This is a genomic window from Paracoccus sp. S3-43 (assembly GCF_029027965.1).
GTDB lineage: Bacteria > Pseudomonadota > Alphaproteobacteria > Rhodobacterales > Rhodobacteraceae > Paracoccus.
The window spans coordinates 1,931,298-1,954,976 of sequence record NZ_CP119082.1; the positions used below are offsets into that span (position 1 = coordinate 1,931,298).

Annotated in this window: 30 protein-coding genes; 24 read left to right on the top strand and 6 right to left on the bottom strand. The window is 65.7% G+C overall.

What is annotated here, in order from left to right; all coding sequences use genetic code 11:
• Window positions 1-35: 35 nt before the first annotated feature.
• The 4 genes from PXD02_RS10065 to PXD02_RS10080 form a co-directional block, all read right to left on the bottom strand.
• Window positions 36-823 (bottom strand): IS5 family transposase gene (locus PXD02_RS10065; RefSeq protein ID WP_275103592.1). Its coding sequence is split into 2 segments (ribosomal slippage): window positions 36-484 and window positions 484-823, totalling 789 coding nucleotides; the frame shifts between segments, so codons are not numbered across the junction.
• Between the two features lie 72 nt (window positions 824-895).
• Window positions 896-1,279, bottom strand: a complete 384-nt coding sequence (locus PXD02_RS10070; protein WP_275103767.1) for a hypothetical protein — start codon at window positions 1,277-1,279, stop codon at window positions 896-898.
• Window positions 1,276-2,598 carry a recombinase family protein gene (locus PXD02_RS10075; RefSeq protein WP_275103768.1) on the bottom strand — a complete coding sequence of 441 codons (1,323 nt, stop codon included), beginning with the start codon at window positions 2,596-2,598 and terminating at the stop codon, window positions 1,276-1,278. The genes PXD02_RS10070 and PXD02_RS10075 overlap by 4 nt, the downstream gene beginning before the upstream one ends.
• Window positions 2,595-3,050 (bottom strand): DUF2924 domain-containing protein, encoded by a 456-nt coding sequence (locus PXD02_RS10080; RefSeq protein ID WP_275103769.1) that lies wholly within the window; start codon window positions 3,048-3,050, stop codon window positions 2,595-2,597. Before PXD02_RS10080 ends, PXD02_RS10075 begins: the two co-directional genes overlap by 4 nt.
• A gap of 360 nt (window positions 3,051-3,410) precedes the next feature.
• On the opposite strand from PXD02_RS10080, the gene PXD02_RS10085 reads away from it, so the two are divergent.
• From PXD02_RS10085 to PXD02_RS10200, 24 genes are all read left to right on the top strand, one after another.
• Window positions 3,411-4,649 (top strand): hypothetical protein, encoded by a 1,239-nt coding sequence (locus PXD02_RS10085; protein ID WP_275103770.1) that lies wholly within the window; start codon window positions 3,411-3,413, stop codon window positions 4,647-4,649.
• Complete coding sequence (locus PXD02_RS10090; protein ID WP_275103771.1) at window positions 4,618-5,547, top strand: winged helix-turn-helix domain-containing protein; 930 nt, start codon at window positions 4,618-4,620, stop codon at window positions 5,545-5,547. The genes PXD02_RS10085 and PXD02_RS10090 overlap by 32 nt, the downstream gene beginning before the upstream one ends.
• 108 nt (window positions 5,548-5,655) lie before the next feature.
• Window positions 5,656-6,249: a sigma factor gene (locus tag PXD02_RS10095; protein ID WP_119001046.1), complete on the top strand. Its 594-nt coding sequence runs from the start codon at window positions 5,656-5,658 to the stop codon at window positions 6,247-6,249.
• Window positions 6,250-6,262: 13 nt separating this feature from the next.
• Window positions 6,263-6,619, top strand: coding sequence for a hypothetical protein (locus PXD02_RS10100; RefSeq protein WP_083947703.1), 357 nt, complete (start codon window positions 6,263-6,265; stop codon window positions 6,617-6,619).
• Window positions 6,619-7,011 carry a hypothetical protein gene (locus PXD02_RS10105; protein ID WP_275103772.1) on the top strand — a complete coding sequence of 131 codons (393 nt, stop codon included), beginning with the start codon at window positions 6,619-6,621 and terminating at the stop codon, window positions 7,009-7,011. The genes PXD02_RS10100 and PXD02_RS10105 overlap by 1 nt, the downstream gene beginning before the upstream one ends.
• Window positions 7,011-7,529, top strand: coding sequence for a hypothetical protein (locus PXD02_RS10110; RefSeq protein ID WP_275103773.1), 519 nt, complete (start codon window positions 7,011-7,013; stop codon window positions 7,527-7,529). The genes PXD02_RS10105 and PXD02_RS10110 overlap by 1 nt, the downstream gene beginning before the upstream one ends.
• A 101-nt stretch (window positions 7,530-7,630) precedes the next feature.
• The gene (locus PXD02_RS10115; protein ID WP_275103774.1) at window positions 7,631-8,488 is read left to right on the top strand and encodes an ATP-binding protein; all 858 of its coding nucleotides are present in this window, start codon (window positions 7,631-7,633) and stop codon (window positions 8,486-8,488) included.
• A gap of 18 nt (window positions 8,489-8,506) precedes the next feature.
• Window positions 8,507-9,256, top strand: a complete 750-nt coding sequence (locus tag PXD02_RS10120) for a hypothetical protein (RefSeq protein WP_275103775.1) — start codon at window positions 8,507-8,509, stop codon at window positions 9,254-9,256.
• A gap of 82 nt (window positions 9,257-9,338) precedes the next feature.
• Window positions 9,339-9,569 carry a hypothetical protein gene (locus tag PXD02_RS10125; protein ID WP_275103776.1) on the top strand — a complete coding sequence of 77 codons (231 nt, stop codon included), beginning with the start codon at window positions 9,339-9,341 and terminating at the stop codon, window positions 9,567-9,569.
• A gap of 140 nt (window positions 9,570-9,709) precedes the next feature.
• On the top strand, window positions 9,710-9,937 hold the full coding sequence (locus PXD02_RS10130) for a DUF6511 domain-containing protein (RefSeq protein WP_275103777.1): 228 nt from the start codon (window positions 9,710-9,712) through the stop codon (window positions 9,935-9,937).
• A gap of 10 nt (window positions 9,938-9,947) precedes the next feature.
• Window positions 9,948-10,157, top strand: a complete 210-nt coding sequence (locus PXD02_RS10135) for a hypothetical protein (protein WP_275103778.1) — start codon at window positions 9,948-9,950, stop codon at window positions 10,155-10,157.
• A complete protein-coding gene (locus PXD02_RS10140) occupies window positions 10,154-11,047 on the top strand; it encodes a hypothetical protein (protein WP_275103779.1) in 894 nt (297 codons plus the stop codon). Before PXD02_RS10135 ends, PXD02_RS10140 begins: the two co-directional genes overlap by 4 nt.
• On the top strand, window positions 11,044-11,793 hold the full coding sequence (locus PXD02_RS10145; RefSeq protein WP_275103780.1) for a hypothetical protein: 750 nt from the start codon (window positions 11,044-11,046) through the stop codon (window positions 11,791-11,793). The genes PXD02_RS10140 and PXD02_RS10145 overlap by 4 nt, the downstream gene beginning before the upstream one ends.
• Window positions 11,790-13,109 (top strand): ATP-dependent DNA helicase, encoded by a 1,320-nt coding sequence (locus PXD02_RS10150; protein WP_275103781.1) that lies wholly within the window; start codon window positions 11,790-11,792, stop codon window positions 13,107-13,109. The genes PXD02_RS10145 and PXD02_RS10150 overlap by 4 nt, the downstream gene beginning before the upstream one ends.
• Before the next feature lie 9 nt (window positions 13,110-13,118).
• Window positions 13,119-15,674, top strand: coding sequence for a VapE domain-containing protein (locus PXD02_RS10155; protein ID WP_275103782.1), 2,556 nt, complete (start codon window positions 13,119-13,121; stop codon window positions 15,672-15,674).
• 435 nt (window positions 15,675-16,109) lie between these two features.
• The gene (locus tag PXD02_RS10160) at window positions 16,110-16,631 is read left to right on the top strand and encodes a hypothetical protein (protein WP_275103783.1); all 522 of its coding nucleotides are present in this window, start codon (window positions 16,110-16,112) and stop codon (window positions 16,629-16,631) included.
• Complete coding sequence (locus PXD02_RS10165; RefSeq protein ID WP_071796301.1) at window positions 16,628-16,828, top strand: hypothetical protein; 201 nt, start codon at window positions 16,628-16,630, stop codon at window positions 16,826-16,828. Before PXD02_RS10160 ends, PXD02_RS10165 begins: the two co-directional genes overlap by 4 nt.
• Complete coding sequence (locus tag PXD02_RS10170; RefSeq protein ID WP_069308361.1) at window positions 16,821-17,201, top strand: DUF6362 family protein; 381 nt, start codon at window positions 16,821-16,823, stop codon at window positions 17,199-17,201. The genes PXD02_RS10165 and PXD02_RS10170 overlap by 8 nt, the downstream gene beginning before the upstream one ends.
• 417 nt (window positions 17,202-17,618) lie before the next feature.
• The gene (locus PXD02_RS10175; RefSeq protein WP_275103784.1) at window positions 17,619-18,995 is read left to right on the top strand and encodes a site-specific DNA-methyltransferase; all 1,377 of its coding nucleotides are present in this window, start codon (window positions 17,619-17,621) and stop codon (window positions 18,993-18,995) included.
• Between the two features lies 1 nt (window position 18,996).
• Window positions 18,997-20,178: a DNA cytosine methyltransferase gene (locus PXD02_RS10180; RefSeq protein ID WP_275103785.1), complete on the top strand. Its 1,182-nt coding sequence runs from the start codon at window positions 18,997-18,999 to the stop codon at window positions 20,176-20,178.
• A gap of 9 nt (window positions 20,179-20,187) precedes the next feature.
• On the top strand, window positions 20,188-20,412 hold the full coding sequence (locus PXD02_RS10185; protein WP_275103786.1) for a DUF7220 family protein: 225 nt from the start codon (window positions 20,188-20,190) through the stop codon (window positions 20,410-20,412).
• Window positions 20,413-20,499: 87 nt separating this feature from the next.
• The gene (locus tag PXD02_RS10190; RefSeq protein ID WP_275103787.1) at window positions 20,500-20,964 is read left to right on the top strand and encodes a hypothetical protein; all 465 of its coding nucleotides are present in this window, start codon (window positions 20,500-20,502) and stop codon (window positions 20,962-20,964) included.
• Between the two features lie 49 nt (window positions 20,965-21,013).
• The gene (locus PXD02_RS10195; RefSeq protein ID WP_275103788.1) at window positions 21,014-21,271 is read left to right on the top strand and encodes a hypothetical protein; all 258 of its coding nucleotides are present in this window, start codon (window positions 21,014-21,016) and stop codon (window positions 21,269-21,271) included.
• 51 nt (window positions 21,272-21,322) lie between these two features.
• Window positions 21,323-22,473 (top strand): IS3 family transposase gene (locus PXD02_RS10200; protein WP_473092014.1). Its coding sequence is split into 2 segments (ribosomal slippage): window positions 21,323-21,596 and window positions 21,596-22,473, totalling 1,152 coding nucleotides; the frame shifts between segments, so codons are not numbered across the junction.
• A gap of 278 nt (window positions 22,474-22,751) precedes the next feature.
• Here the strand turns inward: PXD02_RS10200 and PXD02_RS10205 are convergent.
• Both PXD02_RS10205 and PXD02_RS10210 read right to left on the bottom strand, forming a co-directional pair.
• The gene (locus PXD02_RS10205) at window positions 22,752-23,324 is read right to left on the bottom strand and encodes a DUF3489 domain-containing protein (protein WP_275103789.1); all 573 of its coding nucleotides are present in this window, start codon (window positions 23,322-23,324) and stop codon (window positions 22,752-22,754) included.
• 90 nt (window positions 23,325-23,414) lie between these two features.
• The gene (locus tag PXD02_RS10210; RefSeq protein ID WP_275103790.1) at window positions 23,415-23,639 is read right to left on the bottom strand and encodes a hypothetical protein; all 225 of its coding nucleotides are present in this window, start codon (window positions 23,637-23,639) and stop codon (window positions 23,415-23,417) included.
• Window positions 23,640-23,679 lie beyond the last annotated feature (40 nt).

Genomic DNA, 23,679 nt, shown 5'->3' on the forward strand with positions numbered 1-23,679 from the left:
CAAATCGAACGGAAAGATGTATTCAGCCCTTTAGGTCATGTTGACAAATGGCGGAGCCAGATGCGGATCGAGGTGATGTCGATGAAGCCCAGGAAGCTCTCTGCGGTTTTGTCGTAGCGGGTGGCGACGCGGCGGGCATTCTTGAGCTTGTTGAAGCAGCGCTCGACGAGGTTGCGCAGCCGGTAAAGGGTTCGGTCCACGGCCACGCGCAGCTTGCGGGACTTTCGCATCGGGATCACCGGCACGACGTTGCGCGCCTCCATGGTTTCTCGAACCCTGTCAGAGTCATAGCCGCGATCCGCCAGCAGGACGGAGGGCTCTGGCAGGTTGTCGTCCATGATGAGGTCAAAGCCCAGATAGTCCGATGTCTGGCCCGGCGTGATGTCCGACCTCATGGGCAGGCCTGCGCCATTGACGCGGAGGTGGATCTTTGTCGTGAAGCCACCTCGCGAACGGCCAAAACCCTGTCGCGGAGTCCCCCTTTAGCGCCCGCTGCCTGATGATGGGCGCGGACCACGGTGCTGTCGATCATCTGCAAGGCCGCTGGAACCACCCCGCTCTCGTTCAGGGCCTCCAGTATCCCTTCCCACAGCCCGGCCAGGGTCCAGCGCCGGAACTGGCGGTAGACCGACGACCACTTGCCGAACTCTTCCGGCAGGTCACGCCACGGCGAACCTGTGCGGGCTATCCAGAAAATCCCATCCAGAACAAGACGATGGTTCATGGGTTTGCGCCCGTTCGGTGCGCGGACGGCCAGAATGAAGCGTTCGTGAAACGCCCATTCCTCGTCAGACATCAGGTCTCGTGCCAAGCTGGTCTCCATCGCAGATACCAGCTTGAATCACGTTCAGCACGTCCTGTGAATCCCTTTTGTCAACACGGCCTAAGCCGCTAGCTAGCCGAAATTATCATGCTGGTCGGACCAGATCACCGGAACTCCCTGCATAAGCCGTGCCAGCGTCACCTCCGGCCCTTGGGTCCCGTCCAGGATCGCCTCGACGATGTCGGGCGCGAGCAGGGTCAGGCGCAGGACGCGGGTCATGTATGAGGGCGCGATGCCCTCCCGTTCTGCCACCTCCGAGATCGTGGCGAACTCGCCCGACTCCAGTATGCCCTTCCAGCGGAATGCGCGGGCCAGCGCCTTGACCAGCGCGTTGTCCGTCCGGCGCGGCTGCGTGGCACCCTCGGGCATCTGCATCTCCTTTCGCCCGCCGCGCTTGACGACGCGGAATGGGACATGCAGCGTCACCGTGTCGGGGATCGTCGCTCCGCGGTTCATGCGGCCGCCTCGATGCCGCCAGCCAGCATCTCGCGCGCGAGGCCGCTGAGGCCGTCCATCCGGAGCCGGAAGTTGAGCCCGTTCGTGCCGATATCGACGCGCTCGACCAGCAGCGCCACGATGCGCGCCTGCTCGGCGGGGAACAGTTCGTCCCACAGAGGATCGAGCTGGGTCAGCGCCTCGCGGGCGTCGGCCTCGGTGATGTTGGCGTCGGCGCGTGCTGCCTTCCACGTGCCCGCGATGATCTCGGGCTGCCGGAACACGGCGCGGAGCTGGTCGATTGCGGCCGCCTCGATCTCGCCCGCAGGTACGCGGCCGATGGGACACGACCCCGCCCCGTGCTTCAGCACGGTCTGGCTGACATAATAGCGGTAAAGCCGCCCGCCCTTCCGCGTGTGGGTCGGCGAGAAGGCGGCGCCGTCGGGCCCGAACAGCAGCCCTTTGAGCAGCGCGGGCGTGTCGGCGCGGGTGCGCGCGGCGCGCTTACGGGGGCTCTCCTGCAGGATGGCGTGCACGCGGACCCAGGTCTCACGGTCGATGATGGCGTCATGCTCGCCGGGGTAGCTTTCGCCCTTGTGGACCGCCTCGCCGAGATAGGCGCGGTTCGAAAGCATCCGGTAGAGGTACTTCTTGCCGATCCGGTTGCCGCGCGAGGTACGGATGCCGCGCGCGCCGACCTCCCGCGCCAGTTCCGTGCAGGACCCGATCTCGAGGAAGCGGGCGAAGATCCAGCGCACGTGCTCGGCGGCTTCGTCATCAACCACCAGCTTCCGGTTTTCCACCCGGTAGCCAAAGGGCGGCACCCCACCCATCCACATGCCCTTCCTCCGACTGGCGGCGACCTTGTCGCGGATGCGCTCGGCCGTCACCTCGCGCTCGAACTGGGCGAAGGAAAGCAGGATGTTCAGCGTCAGCCGCCCCATGGACGTGGTCGTGTTGAACGACTGCGTGACGGAGACGAAGGTCACACCGTTTCGGTCGAACACCTCGACCAGCTTGGCGAAGTCGGCCAGCGAGCGGCTGAGGCGGTCGATCTTGTAGACCACCACCACGTCGACCAGCCCGTCCTCGATGTCTTCGACCAGCCGCTGAAGACCGGGCCGTTCCAGCGTGCCGCCGGAGATGCCGCCGTCGTCATATTGATCGCGGACCAGCACCCAGCCTTCCGACCGCTGGCTGGCGATGTAGGCCTCGCAGGCCTCGCGCTGAGCGTGGAGGCTGTTGAACTCCTGCTCCAGCCCTTCCTCGGAGGATTTCCGGGTGTAGACCGCGCAGCGCAGCTTGCGGACGAGATTCGTTTTTTCGGGCGGCTTCATCATCTCCGCCCGCTGTGGTTCTTGAGCCCGAAGAACACCCAGCCGTTCCAGCGCGTGCCGGTGATGGCCCGCGCGATGGCGGACAACGACTTGTACGGCCGACCCTGCCACTCGAAGCCATCGGCGGTGACGGTGACGATGTATTCGACGCCCTGCCATTCGCGCAGCAGCCGCGTGCCGGTGATGGGGCGATCGCGGTCAAGGCGAATTCCGCGCTTCTTCTTGTCACCGCCGTCCAGTTCTTCGCCCAGCCGTTCCAGCCGCCGGATGGTCTCCGGTTTCAGCCCGCCATAGGCGAGTTCCTGGATGCGGTAAGCCAGGCGGGATTCGAGGTAGCGCCGGTTGAAGGGCGGCGGTTCGCTGTCGAACAACTCGCGCCACTGCTTTTTCAGGTCGGGCGTCGTCGTGGTCTTCAGCGCCGCCAAGCGCGCGGGGATGGGGTCATGAGTCGTCATGCGGTCTCCGTAGGGTTCTGGGTTGCATGACGGCATCGGTCAGCCGGATAGTGTAGGCAAATTTCTCCAGCATCGTCAGAAGGTTCGCTCCGCGCTCGCTGCATCAGCCGCACCAGCCCGAGGGCGAGCAGACCGCACAACTCGGTGCGACGCTCGGCGGCGGTCATCTGGTCGGGCGGCAGTGGATTGGGGCGTTTCATGCGAGCAAGTCCGTGTTGGCTTGCCCTGCCTCTACTCAGCCGATCCGAAAAACGTCCCGCAGGGAAAAATGGCGGTAACACAAAAGGCCGGACTCGACTCATGGTTGATCCGTCAGGTAGAACATAATCAGAACAGGCCGGCCGTTTGCGAGGTATTCCCGTGGGTTCCGATCTCAAGAAATTTGTTAATCCGAAGTTTCTCAAAACCATTGATCCGGCCCTGATGCGGACTTTGTTCGTTCGGCACTTCGGCGAGGATGAACTGCCTGTGTCATTCGAGGGAGAGGCCTCAACCATTCGGGCGGCTCTGGCGGCGCATTTCGAAGGAACCGTTGCAGGCTGGAACGCCGGAATGGTCGCCGATTTGCATCGCGTTGCCGAGCTTGGAACCAGCGAGGACATGCAGCTTATTCTGAACGAAGCCCGTCGTCGTGGCGTGGTTCTCTATCCCGAGCCCGACCCTGACGACGCCGAGGCAGCGCCCATGCGCCATGATCCCAAACACGTCGCGCTTCACACCTACCTGCTGCATCACCGCGTTTTCGAGGCTGCAGCCGACTTTCATGCGCTGCGTGCGCCGACATCGCCTGCAGAGTTCCGCGGGCCAGAGCGGGACGTGGGTGCGGACCTGACCGAAGAAATGACCGAGGCTTTCAAGGCAGCGGTAATCAATCTGTTTTCGCAGGACCTGCAGGGTCAATATTGCCGCCTTGGGCCCTATGAGGAAGACGGGGAAATCAACCTGGTGATCAGCCACGGCGCGCAAGTCACCACAACGCCGGTGGTCACCGGGGATCGCGAAGAGATCATCACCCTTCGTGCGGTCAAATATGCGGTGCTGCGGTACTCCCCGGTGGAAGGGCGCCTGTTCGTGGGCGGCGTCGTCAAGGCGCAGCAAGGCGAGATCGCCGAGCTTTTCGCCCGGCATATCCTGAGGCGGCCGGGGTTCTTCTCGGGGCGGGACGCCCGCGATCTTTATACGCTCGATCCGATCAGCGATGCCGGGCCCGATTTTGCGTTCCAGCATCGCTATGACGAGACCATCAAGGAGGTTCGGATCGTTGCCGCCGCCGCTGACCTCTTCGAGCGGGATGAAGAGGATCAGCGCTGGCGTCATGTGCGCAGCTGGGAATCGAAGGACGCGTCCGGCGGCGCGCTGACCCATTTCCGGGGCAGCGAGGTGCGGTTCGGCCGGGGCTGGCGGTTGGGCGAGATCACCTTCCGGGTCGCCTTCGAAACCGGCGCAAAGCGGCCGGCACAGGTCACGGTGCGGCTGAAGCCGCCGGGGACACTCGCCTTCCGCCGGACGCGGTTCGAAAAGGCGATCCACACGCTGGTTCAGCGCAATGGGCTCGAGAAGGACCGCGATGCTGACATGGTTGTGGAAGCGGCTGAGTGAAGGGGGCGCCCGGGTCTCAATCTCGGGCCGGGGGCTGAGCCGCTTTCCCGCAAGCGATATAGAGCGCCTCTTGCGGGCGCAGGTGCTGATCGAGGAACGGAAGGCCGATACCTGGTCGGTCTGCGCGGAGTGCGATTGCGGGCTTGATGCGCGCCCCGTCGAACAGTCGGGTGATGCGTTCCGGGCCTACTGCCCGCACGATCAGGCCGAAGACGTGATCCTGCAGAAAGACGATCTGCGCCGCTTTTCGGTCGACGTCGACCGGCTCGTGGCCCGGATTGCGGCCAGCGGGAATCTTGGCGGCGCGGTCGCCCGCGTTGCGGACGGCCTCTGGCTATTGGGGGACACCCCGTCCGGCCATACCGTGGTCCTGTCATTCGATGCCGACAATCTGGTTGCGCCGGGCGCGGTGATGGAAATCAAGGCGGCCGTGGGGCCGAAGCCGATCATGGCAATCGTCCACGACCTTTCCGCGACAATCGCCGTCAGGCTGCGGGAGGTTGGGATCGAGCCCCGCGAAATTGCGACGGTTTTCAAGGCAGGGTCGGATGGCACGGAACGCCTCGTCCTCGATCCGCCATCTTCAGTGCCGCGCCTTGTCATGACGCTTTCGGCGCAATCGGTCACTCTCGACGGCCGTCGGCTCGACCTGCCGACTCAGATGTTCGCGCTGTTTCGGCTGCTGATCGAGCAATCCGTCAAGCGTGATCCAGTCCTGAAAAATCAGGAGATCGAGACGCAGACCGGCCGGCCGCCCAACCAGATCATCCGAGACCTTCGTAAGGCGCTGGTCGGTTGTGGGCTGACCAGCGACCAAGCAAAGGCGTTGGTCGCGACGGTACATGCTCGCGGCTATCGGCTCGGTCTCGACCCTGCCGAAGTGGTCATCGAACCCTGAGGCCGCCACACACAATCCGCACATAACAAACACACGGCAATCACACCGGCGGCAGCGCGCTGAACGGCACATTCGGAACAACAGCAACATGTTCCGAGGTGCTCCCGAATGTTTCCGCCGATTTCCCCCGACGACCTTGCCACACTGATCGACGAGGCAGCCATTGCCGCGCGCCGCCTGCATCGCAAGCTGATGCTGCCTGCCGCCGATCTCGACGATCTCCGTCAGGACCTTCTGGTCGACCTGATCTGCCGGCTGCCCGGCTTCGATGCGCGCCGTGGCAGCATCGGCGCTTTCGCCAACATCGTCCTGCGCAACCAGTCCTCGCGCATCGCCATCCGCCATCATCGCCAGCGCAGGATGCAGGGCGGCACGGTGCTTTCGCTCGACGCCCCCGTTTCCGGCGCGACCGAGCCCTTGGGTTGCCTGCTGGCGGAAGCCGATGGTCTGGCCGCCTGGCATGGGCAGGACCGCGCTGCCACGGACGACGCCGAGACCCACCACGATCTCGCCCGGGTGCTGGGCGGCCTGCCCGAGGAGACCCGCGGGCTTTGTGCGACGCTTGGCACCTGCGCTGTCGCGGAGATCGTCGAACGCACCGGCACCTCCCGCTCCGCCCTCTACCGCCACATCGCCCGCCTGCGGCTCGACCTCGCCATGCGCGGGTTCGGGACCGAGTGGGACGGTTCGAAAGCGGCGTGAGTAGAGGACCGACATGGAGATGATCGTCATGCCGCTTACCGAATTTACGCCCGCAAAGGCCCGGCCGCTCACCGACATCGAGTTCTGCGCCTGGATCGGCCAGGCCATGCCGGGCGACCGGCTTGAGTATCATCGCGGGTTTCTCGGGATCGATACCACGGCGGTGATTTCCACCTTGCCGGAACCGGAACGCCGCAGGCTCGGGGCGCTGGCCAGTGCTGCCCACCGCGCCTTCGAGGCCGCGCTGGTGCATCTGGTGCAGGTCCGGGTCGGCCCCGACCGCTTCGCCTATCTGGCCATCGCGCGGACCAAGCCGCGCCATGCGCCGATCCCGTTTTCCCAACTCATCGCGACAGAGGAGGCCGCCTGATGCGCGCCACGCTTGCCTGGATCGGGGATCGGCTGCCGCCGTCCCTTTACTTTCTTCTGGCCGGAAGCTCGGCCGCATCCCTCATCGGAGACCACGACATGACCGAGACCAACGGCCTGCTTGCGCGCCTGCGCAAGGCCTTCCGCAGCCTTGAGGATCTGCCGGAGGTGATCCCCGCCGCCTGGCGTCCCGGCGATGCCACCGATCCGCTGCCCGTCGAGACCGCGAGTGTCGACGATATCGCCATCGCGATCGTCGCCGCGAATGCCGAACTGTCCGCGGCCATCCAGCGATCCTCGGCGCTGGAAAAGCTCCACCGTCTGGCGCGTGAAGCCGGGGCTGTCGGCACGGACCGCGCCGTGGATACGGCCCTGAAGCGGGAGGGGCGCTGATGGCCATGCCGTTCCCCAGCACCGACGCGCCGACAGAGGCCCGCCTCGACAACGTGCCAACGTTCGACGACCTCGATCGGCTGTCCATTGGCGAGATCGCCGACATGCCCGCTGCGCTGCTTCTTGCGCTGCAGGACGAAGCAGCGGCCGAGAGCGCCCGGGTCAAGCGCCTGAAGGACCGTTTCGAGGCTGCACTGGCGCAGCGATATGGCGCCGCGACCGAGGCCGAGCGGTCTGCGCAGGGCAAGACCTCGGGCACGGTCCGGATCGAGGATGCGGGCGTCGTGGTCATCGCGGACCTACCGAAGAAGGTCACCTGGGATCAGGACCGGCTGGCCACCATGGCAACCCGGATCCGAGAGGCCGGCGACGATCCGACCCAGTATCTCGAGATCGCCTATCGCGTGCCCGAACGCCGCTTCGGGGCCTGGCCCGACGCCATGCGCGAAGGCTTCGCAGCCGCCCGGTCCGAGACCACCGGCAAACCCGTGTTCCGGCTCGAGACCCGAGACCGGTGACGCGCGGCGGCGGGACGCCCGAGCGGCAACGCCGGGCAGGTTCCCCTTCGGCACCCGGTCACCCCCGCCGCCGCGCCCCTTTCAATCCTTCGGAGAACCCCATGGCCTTCCGCATCATCACCGCCGACGAACGCCTCTCGGCAGCCGAGAACAAGACCTCGCTCGCCATCTTCGGCCCGCCCGGCGTGGGCAAGACCACGCTGCTGAAATCCCTCCCTGCCGAGGAAACCGTCTGCCTCGACCTCGAGGCTGGCATGAAATCGGTGCAGGACTGGCGCGGCGCCTCGATCCCGGTGCGCAGCTTCACCGACTTCCGCGATCTGGCGGTGCTGATCGGCGGGCCAGACCCCGCGCAGCATCCTCAGTCCTGGTATGGGACCGAACGGCATGCCTGGCTGCAGGCCCAGCACCGCGACAGCGACATCGAAGCCTTCCTCGCAGCGCGCCGCATCGTCTTTGTCGACTCGATCACCGATCTGACCCGGCAGGCGATGGCCTATGCCCGCCAGCAGCCCGAGGCCTTCTCGGACCGGACCGGCAAGCCGGATGTCCGCGGTGCCTACGGGCTTCTTGGGCGTGAGGTGATCCAGGCGCTGAAGCACCTCCAGCATGCACGCGGCAAGACCGTGATCTTCGTCGGCGTGCTGGAAAAGGTGACCGACGATTTCGGCACCGTCACCTGGCAGCCGCAGATGGAAGGCAGCAAGGCCGGGCGGGAATTGCCCGGCATCGTGGACCAAGTGGTTTCGATGCAGCTTTTCGCCCGCGATGCCGAAGGCGGCTGGGTGCTGGACGAGACCGCCACCGACCGCCGCCTTGTCTGCAAGTCCGGCAATCCCTGGGGCCTTCCTGCCAAGGACCGCTCCGGCCGTCTCGACCTGACCGAACCGCCCGACCTCGGCGCGCTGCTCGCCCGGATCGACGGTCGCGCCTCGCATGAACCCGCTTTTGCCTCCTGATCCCTGAAAGGACCTGTCATGAGCTACGATCTGAACGACGCCCAGCCGCAGATGGCCCCCATCGGCGAACTGATCCCCGACGGCACCTTCGCCAAGGTCCGCCTGATCATCCGCCCCGGCGGCGTGAATGGCGCGACCCCGATGGATGCGGGGCTGCTGAAGGCCTCGCAGTCCAGCGATGCGCGCATGCTCGACTGCGAATTCACGGTTGTCGAGGGCCCGCATGCCCGCCGCAAGTTCTGGCAGAGCTTCACCGTGGCGGGCGGCAAGCTGGACGAGAAAGGCCAGTCCATCGGCTGGAAGATCTCGAAATCCACGTTTCGCGCCATGGTCGACAGCGCCCTCGGTCTCGATCCCCGCGACGAAACCCCGGCGACCAAGGCAAAGCGGGTGCTGCCCGGCCTCAAGCATCTCGACGGCATCGTCTTTGCCGCCCGCATCATGGTGGAGCCCGCCTCGAACCCGCAGTATCGCGACCAGAACCGCATCGCCAACGTCGTTCTGCCCGACGAGCCGCAGCATGCCGCCGTCATGCGTGGTGAAACCGTCCCGCCGGAACCTGTCAACGCCCCGCCGCGCAAGGCCGCGAGCGTCGCGGCGCCGGGCTGGCAGGCGCCGACTCCGGCATGGGGCGCGGCAGCGCAGCCCACTGCGACGGCCGCTCCGACCTGGGGCGCACAGACCGCACCCGCAGCGGCTGCCACGCCCCAAACACCGGCACCCGCAGCACCAGGCACCCGGGCGATGCCCGCGTGGCTCAATGGCTGAGGTGCGGCGGAAGCGGCGGCCGGGTGGTTCCGTTGGGTCGCCTGCCGCCGAGCCCGAAGGGGATGGGCCGGCAGACCGGCCCATGACCCCCGACGAATGGCAGGCGCATGTGACGCGCGCCGCCGCGCTGGAGATCGGAACATGGCTCGAGGCCCGAGGAAGACTGCACCATCCCATCGCAAGCCTCACCCTCAGCGACCTCGAGGCCATGGCAAGCAACGCGATCTCGCGCTGGATCGTGATGCAGTCCGAGAAGCTCCAGCGGGCTGGATGGCCGCCCGAGGATCCGATCGCGAATTTCCTGCTGGGGTAGCGCTCTGCGCCGTCTGCGCGCGGGAGGCCCGCGGCTTCGGCTACGTCCACCGCCTCCAGCGCGACCGCTATCCCTATCACCGCTTCTGCTCGCTCCGCTGTCAGGACGTGGGCAGCGCAATCGCCCAAAGGATGAATGGTATGATCGACAAGACCGCCCGCGAGGCACAGGCGATCCGCGACGCGCGGGCGCTCTTTGCCGAAGCGCTGACCGACCTCGGGCTCATGGAGCCTTTCTTCCATCGCACGGCCGCGGATATCGACCGGCTGATCGAGGCGGCCGTCACCGGCTATGTCGACAGCATGTTGGCGCAAGGCGCGCGCAAGGAGCGCACCGGCACGGCCCTTGACGATCCGATTCCGTTCTGAGGAGGCCGCCATGATCGATCTGAACAATGAGGCCGCCCCCTGGACCGACCTTCTCGCCGCCGCGACGGCAAATGCCATCACCCACTTCGAGGTCGAGTTCTGCGAGAGCCTGCGCCAGAAGCTTGAAACATTCGGCGCGCGCGCCCGGCTGACCGAGGCCCAGCATCACAAGCTGACCTGCATCGCGCAGGCTGGCGGGTTCTGGGAGCGCGACCAATGATCGACCTGAACCATGGCTCTGGTTGCCTCTATGGCCAGGATGCGCCGCGTCCACCGATCGCCACCGCCGTATCGGCCGCCATTGATGCCGCGCTGACGGCGCGCAATCGCGCCGAGCGCCCCCGCACCTATGTCAGTTCCTCTGGGCTCGGGCGCGACTGCCTGCGCCAGATCCAGTTCGACTATCTCGCTGTCCCCAAGGACGAGGGCCAGGAGTTCGAGCCGCGCATCCTGCGGATCTTCGAGGCTGGACACCGGGCCGAGGACATTGTCGCGGGCTGGTTCCGGATTGCCGGGTTCGATCTGCGCACCGAACGCCCCGATGGTCGCCAGTTCGGCTTCGAGGCCATGGCGGGCCGGTTCAAGGGCCATATCGACGGCTGCTTCGTCTCCGGCCCCGTGGCCATGGATTATCCCGCGCTCTGGGAGAACAAGGCGCTCGGGGCCTCCAGCTGCAAGGATGTGGTCAAGCGCGGCGTCAGCATCGCGCGCCCCGTCTATGCCGCCCAGATCGCGCTCTATCAGGCCTACATGGACCTGCCCAACCCGGCGCTGTTCACCGCGCTGAACCGCGACACGATGGAATTGCACACGGAACTGGTGCCGTTCGATGCCCGCTTGGCGCAGGAGATGTCGGACCGCGCGGTCACGGTCGTGCAGGCGTCCGAGGCGGGCGAATGGTTGCCCCGGGCGGCGACCGACCCTACGGCCGTCGTCTGCCGGGGTGGCATGGCCGGAGGCAAATGGCACGCGCCCTGCGCATGGGCGGAGCGGTGCTGGGGTGAGCGGCGTCCCGGAAACGGTGAGGCGGAGAAGGAAAGGCGCCAGTGGCGCGTTTCCCCGCCGAACGGGGAGCGTTTCAGCCGCGAACGGGCGGAGCCCAAGCGATGATCCCCGACGCCTATGATCTCAAGCGCATCATCCGCGCCCATCGCGCGCGCTTCTGGCTGCCGGACCTGCTCGAAGGGTTCGAGTTTGCACCGGTCTGGCGCTTCGCCGATCAGGCGCAGTTCGATTCCGACGACGTCGATGCATTGGCCCGCCGCTTGGTGGCCGGTCCGCAACGGTTGCCACACCCCGAGACGATTTTTGAGTTGGCCGACCGCAGTCGGACCATCCGCAGCCAGATCGTCTATGCCTGGCAGCGCGACGACGGCATTGAGGCGGTCTGGCTCGCCCGGTGGCGCAGCCCCAGACGCTGGACCGATATCCATGCCCATGTCCGGATCGCCGATGGCGGCATCGCGGAATTCGCCACCAATCCGGCGCTTAGAGATGCAGGGCTGGCGGAACAAAGCGGTCAGGCGGCGGCCGCCATCGTCTGGCGTGGGCTCGCGATCCTCGCATCCGCCGCAAGTGTTCGCGAACGTCAGATCGCTCCGATCAGGCGCACACCCTTCGCGCGGGATGGCGTGCGCGGCTGGACCTGGCATCAGGTCGCCATCGATCCGGCCCGGCTTCGCGCCGCATCCGAACCGCTCGGCGGCAGTCATGCCAGCCCGCGCTGGCATCTGCGTCGAGGGCATTGGCGCCAGTTGCCGGACGGTCGGCGCATCTTCGTGCGCCAATGCGAAGTGGGAGATCCCGCGCGCGGCGGGGTGGTGAAGGACTATGCGGTGGAGGCGCGACAGGCATGACGGAATTCACCCCATCGGCAGCGCAAGCCGCCGCCATCGCCGAGGTCCGCGACTGGTTCGAGAACCGCACGGACACGCAACAGGTGTTCCGGCTCTTTGGCTATGCCGGATCGGGCAAGAGCACGGTGCTGAAGTTCGCGCTCGATGAGCTTGGCCTGTCGCCCCACCGCGGCGCGAAGGACGGCACCTGCGTGCCGGGTGTGGTTACCGCCACCTTCACCGGAAAGGCGGCGCTGGTGCTGACCCGCAAAGGCACGCCTGCGCGCACCATCCACAGCCTGATCTATTCTGTGATCGAGGCCACGGAAGCGGAAATCGAAGCCGCAGCGCAGAAGGTCCGCGAGGCCGAGACTGCCGCGCGGCGGCTGACCGGCTTTGACCGCACCACGGCCGAGGCCGCGATCGAGGCCATGCGGCAGGCGCTTTCGGCGATGAAGCATCCCCGTTTCGCCCTGAACCCGCAGAGCGATGCCGCGGATGCGCGGCTGATCGTTCTGGACGAGGTGTCGATGGTGGGCGAGGAGATGGCCCGCGACCTGATGAGTTTCGGTAAACCAATCCTCGTGCTGGGTGATCCGGGTCAGTTGCCGCCGATCAAGGGCGAAGGGGCCTTCACCCGGGACGCCCCCGACGTGATGCTGACCGAGATCCACCGCCAGGCGGCCGAGAGCGCCATCATCCGTCTCGCCACCATGGCGCGGATGGGCGAGCCCATCGGTTTTGGCGCCTACGACACCCATGTCGCCAAGATGCGCAAGGGCGACATTTCGCCGGAACAGGCGCTGCGTGGCGGGCAGTTGATCTGCGGGCTGAATGCGACACGGTTGCAGATCAACAATGCGATGCGCGCGGCGGCTGGCCTTGGCGGGACGTATTTGCCCACTGGCGCGGCGGAAAAGATCATCTGCCTCAAGAACGACAATTCGCTCGGGCTTATCAACGGCATGTTCCTGACCCTCGAGGATATTGTTGACGAGGGCAGCCTCTATTTCTCGGCCGTGGTGCATGACGAGGACGGGCGCCGCGTCTCCCCCTTCGATAGCGACGGCCGCCCCGGGCGGCTGCGCATCTACAAGGGGCATTTCGAGGATCACGTCTCCTACGACGCCAAGCGCCATGACCGCGATTGGCGGGAAAAACGCAAGCTGACCGAGGCGACTTTCGGCTGGGCGATCACCGCCCACAAGGCGCAAGGGTCGCAGTGGGAGAACGTGATCGTCTGGGAGGACGGGCTTGGCCGCAGCGAGATCGACCGCCGCCGCTGGCTCTATACCGCCATCACCCGCGCTGAGCGCGGGCTCGTCCTTCTGGCCTGAGGGGGCGCGATGATCGATCTTAACGATGTCGGCACGCCGAAAGCACGCCACGATCTGGCGGCCGTAAAGGACCGGCTGGCGGCGACAGCTGGCGACTGGCTCCCCGGCATCTTTCCGGAGGCGCGGCTTGCGCGCGACCGTCGTTCCTTGCGCTGTGCCGACCTGTCCGGCCGCCCGCCGCGCAAGGAGGGGTCGTGTACCATCCACCTTGACGGGCCCTATGCGGGCTGGGGCTTCGACTATGCCACCGGCGAAAGTGCCGGACCGATCGACCTCATCGCGCAGGCGACGGGGCTCTGCGATGGCGCGCTCTTCGACGAGGCGGCGCGGATTGCCGGGATGGATCATCCCGCGCCCCGAAACGCGCCACGCGCGAAGCCCGATCATACCGGCGAGATTGCCCGGCTGGTCGATGGCGCGCAGCCGATCGCTGGCACCCCCGGCGAAACCTACCTCCGCACCCGCGGCCTTGCCGATCCGGGATGCCCGGATCTGCTGTTCCACCCCGACCTGCCGGATTTCGACACGCGACGCGGTTGGCCGGGGCTGATCACATTGCCACGCCTGGTGGATGGCACTCGCGCGCAGGGTATTCACCGGACCTTCCTGCTCGACGACGGCTGCGCCAAGGGCCCGGCCGGGAAGAAGATGCTGGGATCGGTAGCGGATGCGGCCGTGCGCCTGTTCGCCATGCCTGCGGACGGCCACCTTGGCATCGCTGAAGGCATCGAGACGGCATTGGCAGCACATGCCCTGTTCGGCACCGCCGTCTGGGCGGCGCTCTCTGCCGATGGTCTCGCGCGGTTTCAGTGGCCGGCGGGCACGACACGGGTCACGATCTACGCCGATGCTGGCGATGCCGGACGTCAGGCTGCCGCGTCCCTTTCGGATCGGCTGAACCGGGCCGACATTCCGAACCAGATCGTGCTCCCGCTGCATGGCGATGATTTCAACGACGATCTGATGCGCGGGGCGCGTGCGGCCGACTATCGCCCGGAGATTTCGGCCGACGAGCCGGTCGGTATTGAGGCATCGACGACAGTAGCAGATCCGACGCCTGGCGATCCGGACGTTCTGATTGCCGCCGCCGAGGCGCTGACCAACCCGCCCGAACTCGCCGCGCTCTCCAGCCTTCTCGGCCGCCTTGCGCTTGCCCGGCTCGATCCGCTGCCCGAACGCCAGATCCTTGCCCGGATCAAGACTGCGACCGGCATCTCCATGTCCATCCTCGACAAGCAATTGACGGAACTGCGCCGCCGCGTGCATGCGACGGGCGATCCGCAGGGCAGGATTGCGCGTCCCGCCTGGTTTGGGCGGCTGTGTCAGGATCTGTCCGGCACGCCCGAGCGCAACGAGGCCAATGTGATCATCGCCCTGTCCTCGGATCCGGTCTTTGCCGGTCTCCTGGCCTTCGACGAGTTCGCCCAATCCATCGTGGTACGCCAGCCGCTGCCCTGGGATGACCCGGCCATTCGCTTTCCGCGCCCCTGGGACGATGCAGACGATGTGCGCACCGCCGAATGGCTGCAGTTGCGCGGGCTCAACGTCGCCCCGATGGTCGTCAGCCGGGGTGTCGGCGCGGTGGCCCGCGACCTGCGCATCCATCCGGTTCGCGACTGGCTCGACACCCTGAAATGGGACGGCACGCCCCGTATCGAGACCTGGACCAGCACCTACCTCGGTGCAGCGCCGACATCCTTCCATCACACCATCGGCGCGCTCTGGCTGATCTCGGCCGTGGCCCGGATCTACCGGCCCGGGGTGAAGGCCGACCACATGCTGATCCTCGAAGGGCCGCAGGGCGCGCGCAAATCCACTGCGATCAAGGTGCTCGCGGGCGAGGATTGGTTCACCGACGAGTTGCCCGAGCTTGGGTCCAAGGACGCGGCCATTCACATGCAGGGCGTATGGATTGTGGAAATCGCCGAACTCGACGCCATTGGCCGCGCCGAGGTCTCGCGCATCAAGGCGTTCCTGACCCGCACCACCGACCGCTTCCGGCCGCCCTATGGCCGCTACACCGTCGAGGTTCCCCGCCAGTGCGTGTTCGCAGGCACTGTGAACCCCGACACCTATCTACGCGATGAAACCGGCAACCGCCGCTTCTGGCCGCTACGCTGTGGAAGCATCGACATCGCAGCGCTGGCCCGCCACCGGGACCAGATCTGGGCCGAAGCCGTCCACCGTTTCCGCGAAGGCGCGATTTGGTGGATCGACGATCCGGCGCTGCTTGCCGAAGCCGCCGCCGCGCAGGAGGCGCGCTATCAGGCCGATGCCTGGGACGCCCGTATCGACCGCTGGCTGACCCACGACACCCGCAGCGTCAATCGCGGTCACGCGGGCTGGGATGATTGGCAGGATGAAGAGTTCGAACGTCCCGAGCCGATCCGCGATGTGTCGGTGGGCGAAATCCTCGAAGGCGCGCTCGGCATCGAGCCCGCGAAATGGACCAAGGGCGACCAGATGCGTGTGGGGGCCTGGCTGAAGTCGCGGGATTGGGAGCGATACCGCAGCGGCGCGGCCCCGACCCGCGAATGGCGTTACCGCCGGTTGCAGCACGGCTGACATCGCAATGGCCCTGTCAGGCATCGAAGGGGCATCCATCCGGGTGCCCCTTTTCGTTTGTCGCTGTCCCACTTAGCGGCGTGTCCCACTTCAAGCCCAAGGTGGGACAGAAAAAACCATTTGAAATCAATCCTGTCCCACATGTCCCACTTGGACCGCCAACTTCTCTCTTTCCCATATGGAGCGCATGTGTCCCCCCCCGACCTCATTCTTCCTCATGCGACGTAGGGAAAGAGGTGGGTCAAGTGGGACAGGTGGGACACGCCTTGTTTTGAAAGGAAAATCTGGCGTCCCACTTTGATCGGCAAGTGGGACAACCCGAGACCAGGTGGGACAGAAGCATCGTCTGGCGCATTTTTCTTGAATGGGTGCGCGTGTCATGATTCTCTGCCCATGACCAAAGCCGAAGGCCCACGTTTCAGGTGAGCCTTCAACATGACGCCGACCACCCAGACTGCGGATCTGCACCTCGAACAGGGGCGCCTTTCCACGTCCTGCATCCTTGCCCTCGACCTCGGGACAACGACAGGTTGGGCCTTGCGTGGCCATGACGGCCTGATCACCTCTGGCACGATGTCCTTTCGCCTCGGGCGGTTCGACGGCGGCGGTATGCGGTATCTTCGCTTCACCAACTGGCTGACCGAGGTCGACCGGCTATCAGGCCCCATCGCTGCGATCTGGTTCGAGGAAGTCCGCCACCATGTCGGAACGGACGCTGCCCATGTCTATGGCGGGCTCATGGCCACGCTCACGGCATGGGCTGAACTCCGCGGAATCCCCTATGAGGGCGTCCCGGTCGGCACGATCAAGCGTCACGCCGCTGGCAAGGGCAACGCCGACAAGGCCGCGATGATCGCCGCCATCCGCGCCCGCGGCTTCAGCCCGGCCGACGACAACGAAGCCGACGCCATCGCCATCCTGCTCTGGGCGATCGAGACGAAGGGAGGTGTCGCATGAGATGGCACCCCCATGGCTACGGCGGTCGGCGCCGCGATCCCGAGCAGGTCAAGCGCGAGGGCTGGCGGGAACAGGGCGTCCTCGCGGTCTCCGCCGATGACGACCGCCTCACCTGGCCCGAGCGTGAACTGGTCCGCCAGCTCGGCGAGAAGCTCTACGGCCCGCGTCCCTCCGACAGGGAGGCGCGCCATGGCTGATCGCGAATGGACCGCCGACTGCGTCGCCGATCATTTCGAGGAGGCGTTTCGCACGCTGCGCAAGCTACCGCCCGTGAAGGCGAAGGGCTACTTCAACACCTGGCCCGACATCGTGCGGACCAGCCGCGAGATCGCGGCGATGGAGCCGCAGCCGATGCGCGTGTGGCCTTCGGCTGCCGCGATCACCCGGCTCGAGCAGACCTTCGACTGGGTGCTCTGGATCGAGGAGGCGGAGCGCAAGCTGGTCTGGTCGCGCGCGGCCCGCGTGCCGTGGAAGCAAATCAGCGGTGAGCTGGGTTGCGATCGCACGACGGCCTGGCGGCGCTGGCAGCTGGCGCTGACCAAGATCGCTGCGCGCTTGAATGCGCAGTGAGTCCAACGTGTTGCAACACTTTTTCCTTCGACATCTGCAACATGATCGTGCTATCCAAAGGACAGGATGGGGAGAGTGCGCTGGAAAGCCCGCTCTCCCCTTTGCGTTGACGGGGGCCGTCTGGACCCCGGTATCCAGCGAGAGTCCGGCCGGGGTCCACCCCACGGCAGTTTCCGGTTCCTTCCTGGCGATATTCGTATGCTGGCGGGCGAAGCGCGTGACTTCGCCAGCGTCAGGGTCGGATTTTTGGGAAGCCAGCCAGAATCCGGATCCACCCGCCTCCCGCACCAACCCCAATGAACGCTGGCCTTCGGGCCGGACACCCCGGATGCCGCTGGACCCCGCGTGGAGTCCAGCGCGGCATCCAGTGTCCGGAGTCCGGTCAGCATCCACCTGAACACCGGAAACCGCCCGCCCATGACGCTGAGCTTCGCCCCCGAGCGGATCGAGATGTGGCCGCTGTCGCGCCTGCAGCCCTACGCGAAGAACGCGAAGGCGCACGGGCCGGACCAGGTCGCCAAGATCGCCGCCAGCATGGCCGAGTTCGGCTGGACCGTGCCGTGCCTCGTGGCAGAGGACGGCGAGTTGATCGCGGGCCATGGCCGGGTGCTGGCCGCCACGCAGCTTGGACTGACAGAGGCGCCGGTCATCGTGCTCGGGCATCTGACCGAGGCGCAGCGGCGGGCCTATCGCATCGCGGACAACAAGCTGACCGAACTCGGCACCTGGGACGAGGCGCTGCTGTCGTCGGAACTGAACGAACTGCTGGCCGAGGATTTCGACCTGTCGCTGGTCGGCTTTTCCGACGGCGAGTTGGACAAGCTGCTGGCCTACGTCGCGGAAGACGACGGTGAAGAAGGTGGCGCCGGGGGCTCCGTGCCGCCGGTGACCATCCCCGAGCCGCCGCGCAACCCGGCGTCGCGGACGGGCGACCTGTGGATCCTCGGCGACAATCGCCTCCTGTGCGGCGACAGCACCAGCGCTGCCGACGTGCGCCGCCTGATGAACGGCGAGCGCGCGATCCTGTTCGCCACCGACCCGCCGTATCTCGTCGATTACGACGGGTCCAACCATCCGACCCGCAACAAGGACTGGTCGGCGTCCTACGGCACGACCTGGGACGACAGTTCGCAGGGTGCGGAGCTCTACGACGGCTTCATCGCCGCCGCTGTGGCGGAAGCCATCGCCGAGGACGCCGCCTGGTACTGCTGGCACGCCTCGCGTCGCCAGGCGATGCTCGAAGCCTGCTGGGAGAAGGCCGGGGCGTTCGTCCACCAGCAGATCATCTGGGTGAAGGACCGCGGTGTCCTGACCCGGTCGCACTACCTCTGGAAACACGAACCCTGCTTCATGGGCTGGCGCCGTCCGAACCGGCCGCCGAAGGTCGCCGAGGAAACCCTGCCATCGACATGGGCGCTGCACAGCTTCGCCAAGGACGAGCGCCCCGACCATCCGACGCCAAAACCGCTTGATGCGTTCGGGATCCCGATGCGCCAGCATGTTGCGCGTGGTGGGCTTTGCTATGAACCCTTCTGCGGCTCGGGCTCGCAGATCATGGCGGGCGAAGCCAACGGCCGCCGCGTCTTCGCAATGGAGATCAGCTCGGCCTATGTCGATGTCGCGGTGGAACGCTGGCAGGCCGAGACCGGCCACGACGCGATCCTCGACGGCGACGGTCGGACCTTCGCGCAGGTGAGGACGGAGCGGCTGGGCGACGATGCCGAGGCCCGGGCCGATGCGCCGGTCACGGACGCCGCCCCCGAACCCGCGCGAAAGCGCAGGACCGCCGCGTGACATGCATGACCTGGCTTTACCTTCCTCCGGACGCGCTTCCGGGGCCGGAGACGCATGCCTCTTCGGCCTCTCCCTCTGCTCCGGCGCGGGCGGGCTCGACCTCGGGCTCGCCATCGCCATCCCCGGATATCGTGCTGTGGGCCATGTCGAACGGGAAACCTACGCCGCAGCCACCCTCGTGGCGCGGATGGAAGACGCGTCCCTGGATCGCGCACCTCTCTGGGACGACGTTGCCACCTTCGACGGCCGCCCTTGGCGCGGCGCGGTGGACATCGTCACTGCGGGCTATCCGTGCCAGCCGTTCTCCGTCGCGGGCAAGCGCCGGGGCGCGGACGACCCGCGGCACCTCTGGCCGCATGTCGCCCGGATCATCGGCGAGGTCGAGCCGCCCTTCGTGTTCCTCGAGAATGTCGCCCATCATCTCCGCCTCGGCTTCCCCGAAGTCGCCAGCGGACTGGTCGGCATGGGCTACAAGCTTGCGGCAGGCCTCTTCACGGCGGCGGAAGTCGGTGCGCCCCACAAGCGTGAGCGGCTGTTCATCCTCGCCATCCGCGAGGGGGACGAGCTGGCCGACCCCGCGCGCCTGCTCTGGCACTCGGTCGAGTGGCGGGAACCGGACGGAACTGCTGCGGCTCTGGCCGACGCCTCGGGCCAGCGCCAACGAGAACCGGCAGACGAAGCCGACGCCATCGCAGGAAGCAGGCCAACACGGGATGAACCTGGCGACGACAGCCGCGATGTGGCCGACGCCGCAGACGGACAGTTTCCGCAGCCGGGGCGGCGAACGGCGCGACGAGAAGGGTCTGGACCGCATGGCACGGGACTGGCCGACGCCGATGGCGAACGACGGGTGCAAGCCGAGCGCGGGCAACCGGCGGACAGCGGACCTGACCCATGCGGCGGGAATGTGGATGACGCCGACGGCCCGCGATCACAAGGATGGCGCGACGAGCCTTGCCAACACGCCGGTGAACGGCCTGCTTGGCCGCCAGGTCCTGGTGACACCGATGGCTGGGAGCGATACCTGCGATGCGCGCCGGACCTTGAACCCGCTGTTCGTCGAGGCGTTGATGGGCTGGCCCACCGGGTGGACCGGCTTCGCCTCTGTGGCAACGGAGTGGTCCCCTTGGTTGCGGCGCATGCGCTGCGAACTCTGGCGGCTGAATTGCTGGCCGATGGATGAGGTAGCGGCATGAAGCAGTCCCGCCTCATGTCGCTGGTCGAGTCCGTCGCCAACGTGATCGTCGGCTACGGCGTTGCCGTGGTCACCCAGATCCTGATCTTCCCGATCTTCGGGCTGCACACGTCGCTGGCGCAGAACCTGAAGATGGGCGCGGTGTTCACAGTGATGAGCATCGCGCGCTCGTTCGCCCTGCGGCGGCTGTTCGAGGCGATCCGGGTGCGCCGAAAGAAGTGAGCCAACGGTCCGCCTTTCCCTCGTCGGATGGCTATTGTCCGAGCCCCGATAAGGTGTAGGTTGTCCAAAAGGGCTGGGACCGGAATCATGGCTATTATTCAGAGGTCTACCAAACTCTCCTTGCAGCAAGAAGAGTATCGGATCTGCTCCGAGCCCTACGTTTTCTACAGAATGATTTCTGACGCCAACGGTGTCCGGCTTATGACGGCAACCGCCTCGGAGGACACAGGGGAGTACCGTGCCTATGAGGACCAAGGGGCATTGATCAGTGCAACCGCACAGGTGCTTGCAGATCGTGAACTGGAGTTCGTGACGAAGCGCGATCACGCCAAACGACTCTATATTGAGACTTCTGTCTATCCAGACTCAGAAGATCTGCTTCACCTCGCCTCGACCATTCTTGATCGAATGGGTTTCGAAGACATTTCGGTCCTGGCTCTTCGGGAGATGAAGGCGATCTACGACGATTTCGCCATCGATGACTCAGGCGAAGATACCTATCTCAGTGACGGAATGTGGATGACTTCCGATGGTCGGCTGATCGAGAAGTAATGAATGTCGCGTAAGTCCCAGATTGGCTTTAGTTTCTATAGGTGTTGCTATGGGTGACTTCGAAGATGTCTTTGGGGCCGGCGCCGACGCTGCTGAAATCATTGATGGCTTTGCTGAGTCATACAACAGATCAAGCTGGAAAGATAAGGTAAGCTGGTGGGGTAAGCCCGGCGACGAGGAATACGAGGCAGCATCGCAGTGGGACGAAAACGACGCTTGGATGGCGTCGATGAAGGCGAAAGGATATGTTCGGGGGCCACATTTCGACTCTTATCAAGTGAGCTACCCCCCGAAAATCGGACAGTGACGGAAGCTACGATCTGAAGTCTGCTGGTCTCCAAGAACGAGGAGAACAGAGATGTCGAGACGCAGGAACCACGATGCGGCGTTCAAGGCGCGTGTGGCGCTGGAAGCCGTGAAGGGGGAGCGCACAGTGTCAGAGCTGGCCGCCGAATATGGCGTGCATCCGACGATGATCCATCAATGGAAACGGTCGCTTCTGGAGGGTGCCGCAGGGATCTTCGAGCGGGGCGGCAAGGCTGCGGCAGCGGCCGAGGTTGCCGAAGAAACTGTCCGTGACCTGCACGCCAAGATCGGAGAGCTGGCCGTCGCCAACGATTTTTTGTCACGAAAGCTCAAGCCCTGGATCGGCAAGTGAGGCGCGGAATGGTTGAGAAGAACCACCCAAGCCTGTCGGTCGGGGCGCAGTGCCGCCTGCTATCGATCTCGCGGTCGTCGTTCTATTACGCGCCGCAGGGCGAGACGGCGATGAACCTCGACCTCATGCTGTTGATCGACAAGCAGTTCCTGGATACACCCTTCTACGGCGTGCGGCAGATGACGTGGCACCTGCAGAACGAGGGGCATGGTGTGAACCAGAAACGCATCCGGCGGCTGATGCGGCTCATGCGCCTGATGCCGATCTACCAGAGGCCCAACACCAGCAAGCCGAGAAAAGGCCACAAGACCTATCCCTATCTGTTGGGCGGGCTGCGGGTGGATCGGCCCGGTCAGGTCTGGTGCGCAGATATCACCTATTTGCCGATGCGGCGGGGCTTTCTGTATCTGGTGGCGATCATGGACTGGTTCACCCGCAAGGTGCTGGCCTGGCGGATATCGAACACGCTGGAGGCCGACTTCTGCGTCGAGGCGCTGAACGAGGCCATCCATCGCTTCGGCGCGCCCGGGATCATGAACACGGATCAGGGCTCACAGTTCACGTCCTTCGCCTGGACTGATCGGCTGAAGCGCATTGGCACTCGGATCTCGATGGACGGCAAGGGGCGCTGCATCGACAACGTCTTCATCGAGCGTCTGTGGCGATCCCTGAAGTATGAATGCGTCTACCTGCACGCCTGGGAAACGGGATCGCAGGCCAAGGTTGGTATTGGGCACTGGATCAACTTCTACAACCATCGACGACCCCACACTGCCCATGGCGGGCAGCCGCCCGCCGTGGTCTACTTCAACAGCAGCGAAACCGATCAGCAGGCACAGGCAGTAGCTTAAATCAGCCGGAAAGCTGTCCAAGGATCGGGGAGTAGCTCACAAGAGCTGGAAGAATGGGATCGTCAAAACACGCGCCCGCATATTCGTCGGCGCATGTATCATGGACACGTCGTGTTTTTTACCGACGGCCGACCGTACAACGAGCCGAGTGAAAATATAGGTACCGTTCTGAATTCGGCACAGTCAGACAACGACGATGAGATCCCTTTCTGAGCTGATTTAGTGTCTTCCGCCGCCCCAGTCGGTACGGCGGAACCGAAACCGGCTTAACGCCTGCGTCAGTCGCCCGGCAGACTGTAGACCCTGCCGCGCCCTTCGACCTTCTCCGAGGTCACTTCGAGCCCGAGCTTCTTCTTCAGGGCCCCGGCCATCGCGCCGCGCACCGTGTGCGACTGCCAGCCCGTCGCAGCCATGATCTCCTCGATGGTCGCGCCGTCCGGTGCGCGCAGCATGGCGATCAGCGTGGCCTGCTTGGTGCCCTCGCGCGGCGTGCGTGTCTTGGGCGCGGCCTCCGTTTCGGTGGGGGTGTTCGGGGCGGGCTCCTCGGTCGGCGCGTCCGTCGCGCCCGCAGGCCCGGGGTTCGCGTCCTCGGGCTCGATCCCGATGGCGGCGAGGCCTGCGTCGGTGGCGACCAGCGTGACGCCGTGGCCGTCGCCGGTCTCGCGCCAGACGGGCTCGCCGTTGCGCATGTCGGCGTCGACCTCTTCGAGGAAGCCCTTGGCGAGCATCGCGCCGACCACCTTTGCGGCGGCGCCACCCCGCAGGCTCTCGGGCAGCGGCAGGGCGATGTGCTCGGGCCGCTGAGCGGCGGCGCTCAGGATCAGGGCTTGGGTGTCGGAAAGCTGGGTCATCGTCGTCTCCCGTATCGGAGCGCGCGGGATGCGGGCCCTTCTACGAGGCCGAGCCCGCCAGTCGGCGGGCGGGACCGGGAGCGGGTTGTCTCACTTGGCGTGTTCGCCCTCCTTGAATGCAACGTCGGTGATCTCGCGCAGCTTGGCGCGGTAGTGGTTCAGGGTGCCGACATGGCCCCAGTTGATCTCGTCGGGGCTGGTCTCGAAATGGTCCGCGTTGAGGGCGGCGAGCCGCTCCAGCATCGCGTCGATCTCGGACTTCGCGGCGATGAAGGCGTCGAGGGCTTTCGTGTTGTCGGTCGCGCGTCGGGTCATTCTGGTGGCTCCGTAGTGAGTTGCATCGCCTCGTTGGAGT

Coding starts and splice junctions, on each gene's coding strand:
- PXD02_RS10070 (WP_275103767.1), bottom strand. CDS start 1,279: ATGAACCGCGGAGCGACGATCCCCGACACGGTGACGCTGCATGTCCCA.
- PXD02_RS10075 (WP_275103768.1), bottom strand. CDS start 2,598: ATGATGAAGCCGCCCGAAAAAACGAATCTCGTCCGCAAGCTGCGCTGC.
- PXD02_RS10080 (WP_275103769.1), bottom strand. CDS start 3,050: ATGACGACTCATGACCCCATCCCCGCGCGCTTGGCGGCGCTGAAGACC.
- PXD02_RS10090 (WP_275103771.1), top strand. CDS start 4,618: ATGCTGACATGGTTGTGGAAGCGGCTGAGTGAAGGGGGCGCCCGGGTC.
- PXD02_RS10095 (WP_119001046.1), top strand. CDS start 5,656: ATGTTTCCGCCGATTTCCCCCGACGACCTTGCCACACTGATCGACGAG.
- PXD02_RS10100 (WP_083947703.1), top strand. CDS start 6,263: ATGGAGATGATCGTCATGCCGCTTACCGAATTTACGCCCGCAAAGGCC.
- PXD02_RS10105 (WP_275103772.1), top strand. CDS start 6,619: ATGCGCGCCACGCTTGCCTGGATCGGGGATCGGCTGCCGCCGTCCCTT.
- PXD02_RS10110 (WP_275103773.1), top strand. CDS start 7,011: ATGGCCATGCCGTTCCCCAGCACCGACGCGCCGACAGAGGCCCGCCTC.
- PXD02_RS10115 (WP_275103774.1), top strand. CDS start 7,631: ATGGCCTTCCGCATCATCACCGCCGACGAACGCCTCTCGGCAGCCGAG.
- PXD02_RS10120 (WP_275103775.1), top strand. CDS start 8,507: ATGAGCTACGATCTGAACGACGCCCAGCCGCAGATGGCCCCCATCGGC.
- PXD02_RS10125 (WP_275103776.1), top strand. CDS start 9,339: ATGACCCCCGACGAATGGCAGGCGCATGTGACGCGCGCCGCCGCGCTG.
- PXD02_RS10130 (WP_275103777.1), top strand. CDS start 9,710: ATGATCGACAAGACCGCCCGCGAGGCACAGGCGATCCGCGACGCGCGG.
- PXD02_RS10135 (WP_275103778.1), top strand. CDS start 9,948: ATGATCGATCTGAACAATGAGGCCGCCCCCTGGACCGACCTTCTCGCC.
- PXD02_RS10140 (WP_275103779.1), top strand. CDS start 10,154: ATGATCGACCTGAACCATGGCTCTGGTTGCCTCTATGGCCAGGATGCG.
- PXD02_RS10145 (WP_275103780.1), top strand. CDS start 11,044: ATGATCCCCGACGCCTATGATCTCAAGCGCATCATCCGCGCCCATCGC.
- PXD02_RS10150 (WP_275103781.1), top strand. CDS start 11,790: ATGACGGAATTCACCCCATCGGCAGCGCAAGCCGCCGCCATCGCCGAG.
- PXD02_RS10155 (WP_275103782.1), top strand. CDS start 13,119: ATGATCGATCTTAACGATGTCGGCACGCCGAAAGCACGCCACGATCTG.
- PXD02_RS10160 (WP_275103783.1), top strand. CDS start 16,110: ATGACGCCGACCACCCAGACTGCGGATCTGCACCTCGAACAGGGGCGC.
- PXD02_RS10165 (WP_071796301.1), top strand. CDS start 16,628: ATGAGATGGCACCCCCATGGCTACGGCGGTCGGCGCCGCGATCCCGAG.
- PXD02_RS10170 (WP_069308361.1), top strand. CDS start 16,821: ATGGCTGATCGCGAATGGACCGCCGACTGCGTCGCCGATCATTTCGAG.
- PXD02_RS10175 (WP_275103784.1), top strand. CDS start 17,619: ATGACGCTGAGCTTCGCCCCCGAGCGGATCGAGATGTGGCCGCTGTCG.
- PXD02_RS10180 (WP_275103785.1), top strand. CDS start 18,997: ATGCATGACCTGGCTTTACCTTCCTCCGGACGCGCTTCCGGGGCCGGA.
- PXD02_RS10185 (WP_275103786.1), top strand. CDS start 20,188: ATGAAGCAGTCCCGCCTCATGTCGCTGGTCGAGTCCGTCGCCAACGTG.
- PXD02_RS10190 (WP_275103787.1), top strand. CDS start 20,500: ATGGCTATTATTCAGAGGTCTACCAAACTCTCCTTGCAGCAAGAAGAG.
- PXD02_RS10195 (WP_275103788.1), top strand. CDS start 21,014: ATGGGTGACTTCGAAGATGTCTTTGGGGCCGGCGCCGACGCTGCTGAA.
- PXD02_RS10205 (WP_275103789.1), bottom strand. CDS start 23,324: ATGACCCAGCTTTCCGACACCCAAGCCCTGATCCTGAGCGCCGCCGCT.
- PXD02_RS10210 (WP_275103790.1), bottom strand. CDS start 23,639: ATGACCCGACGCGCGACCGACAACACGAAAGCCCTCGACGCCTTCATC.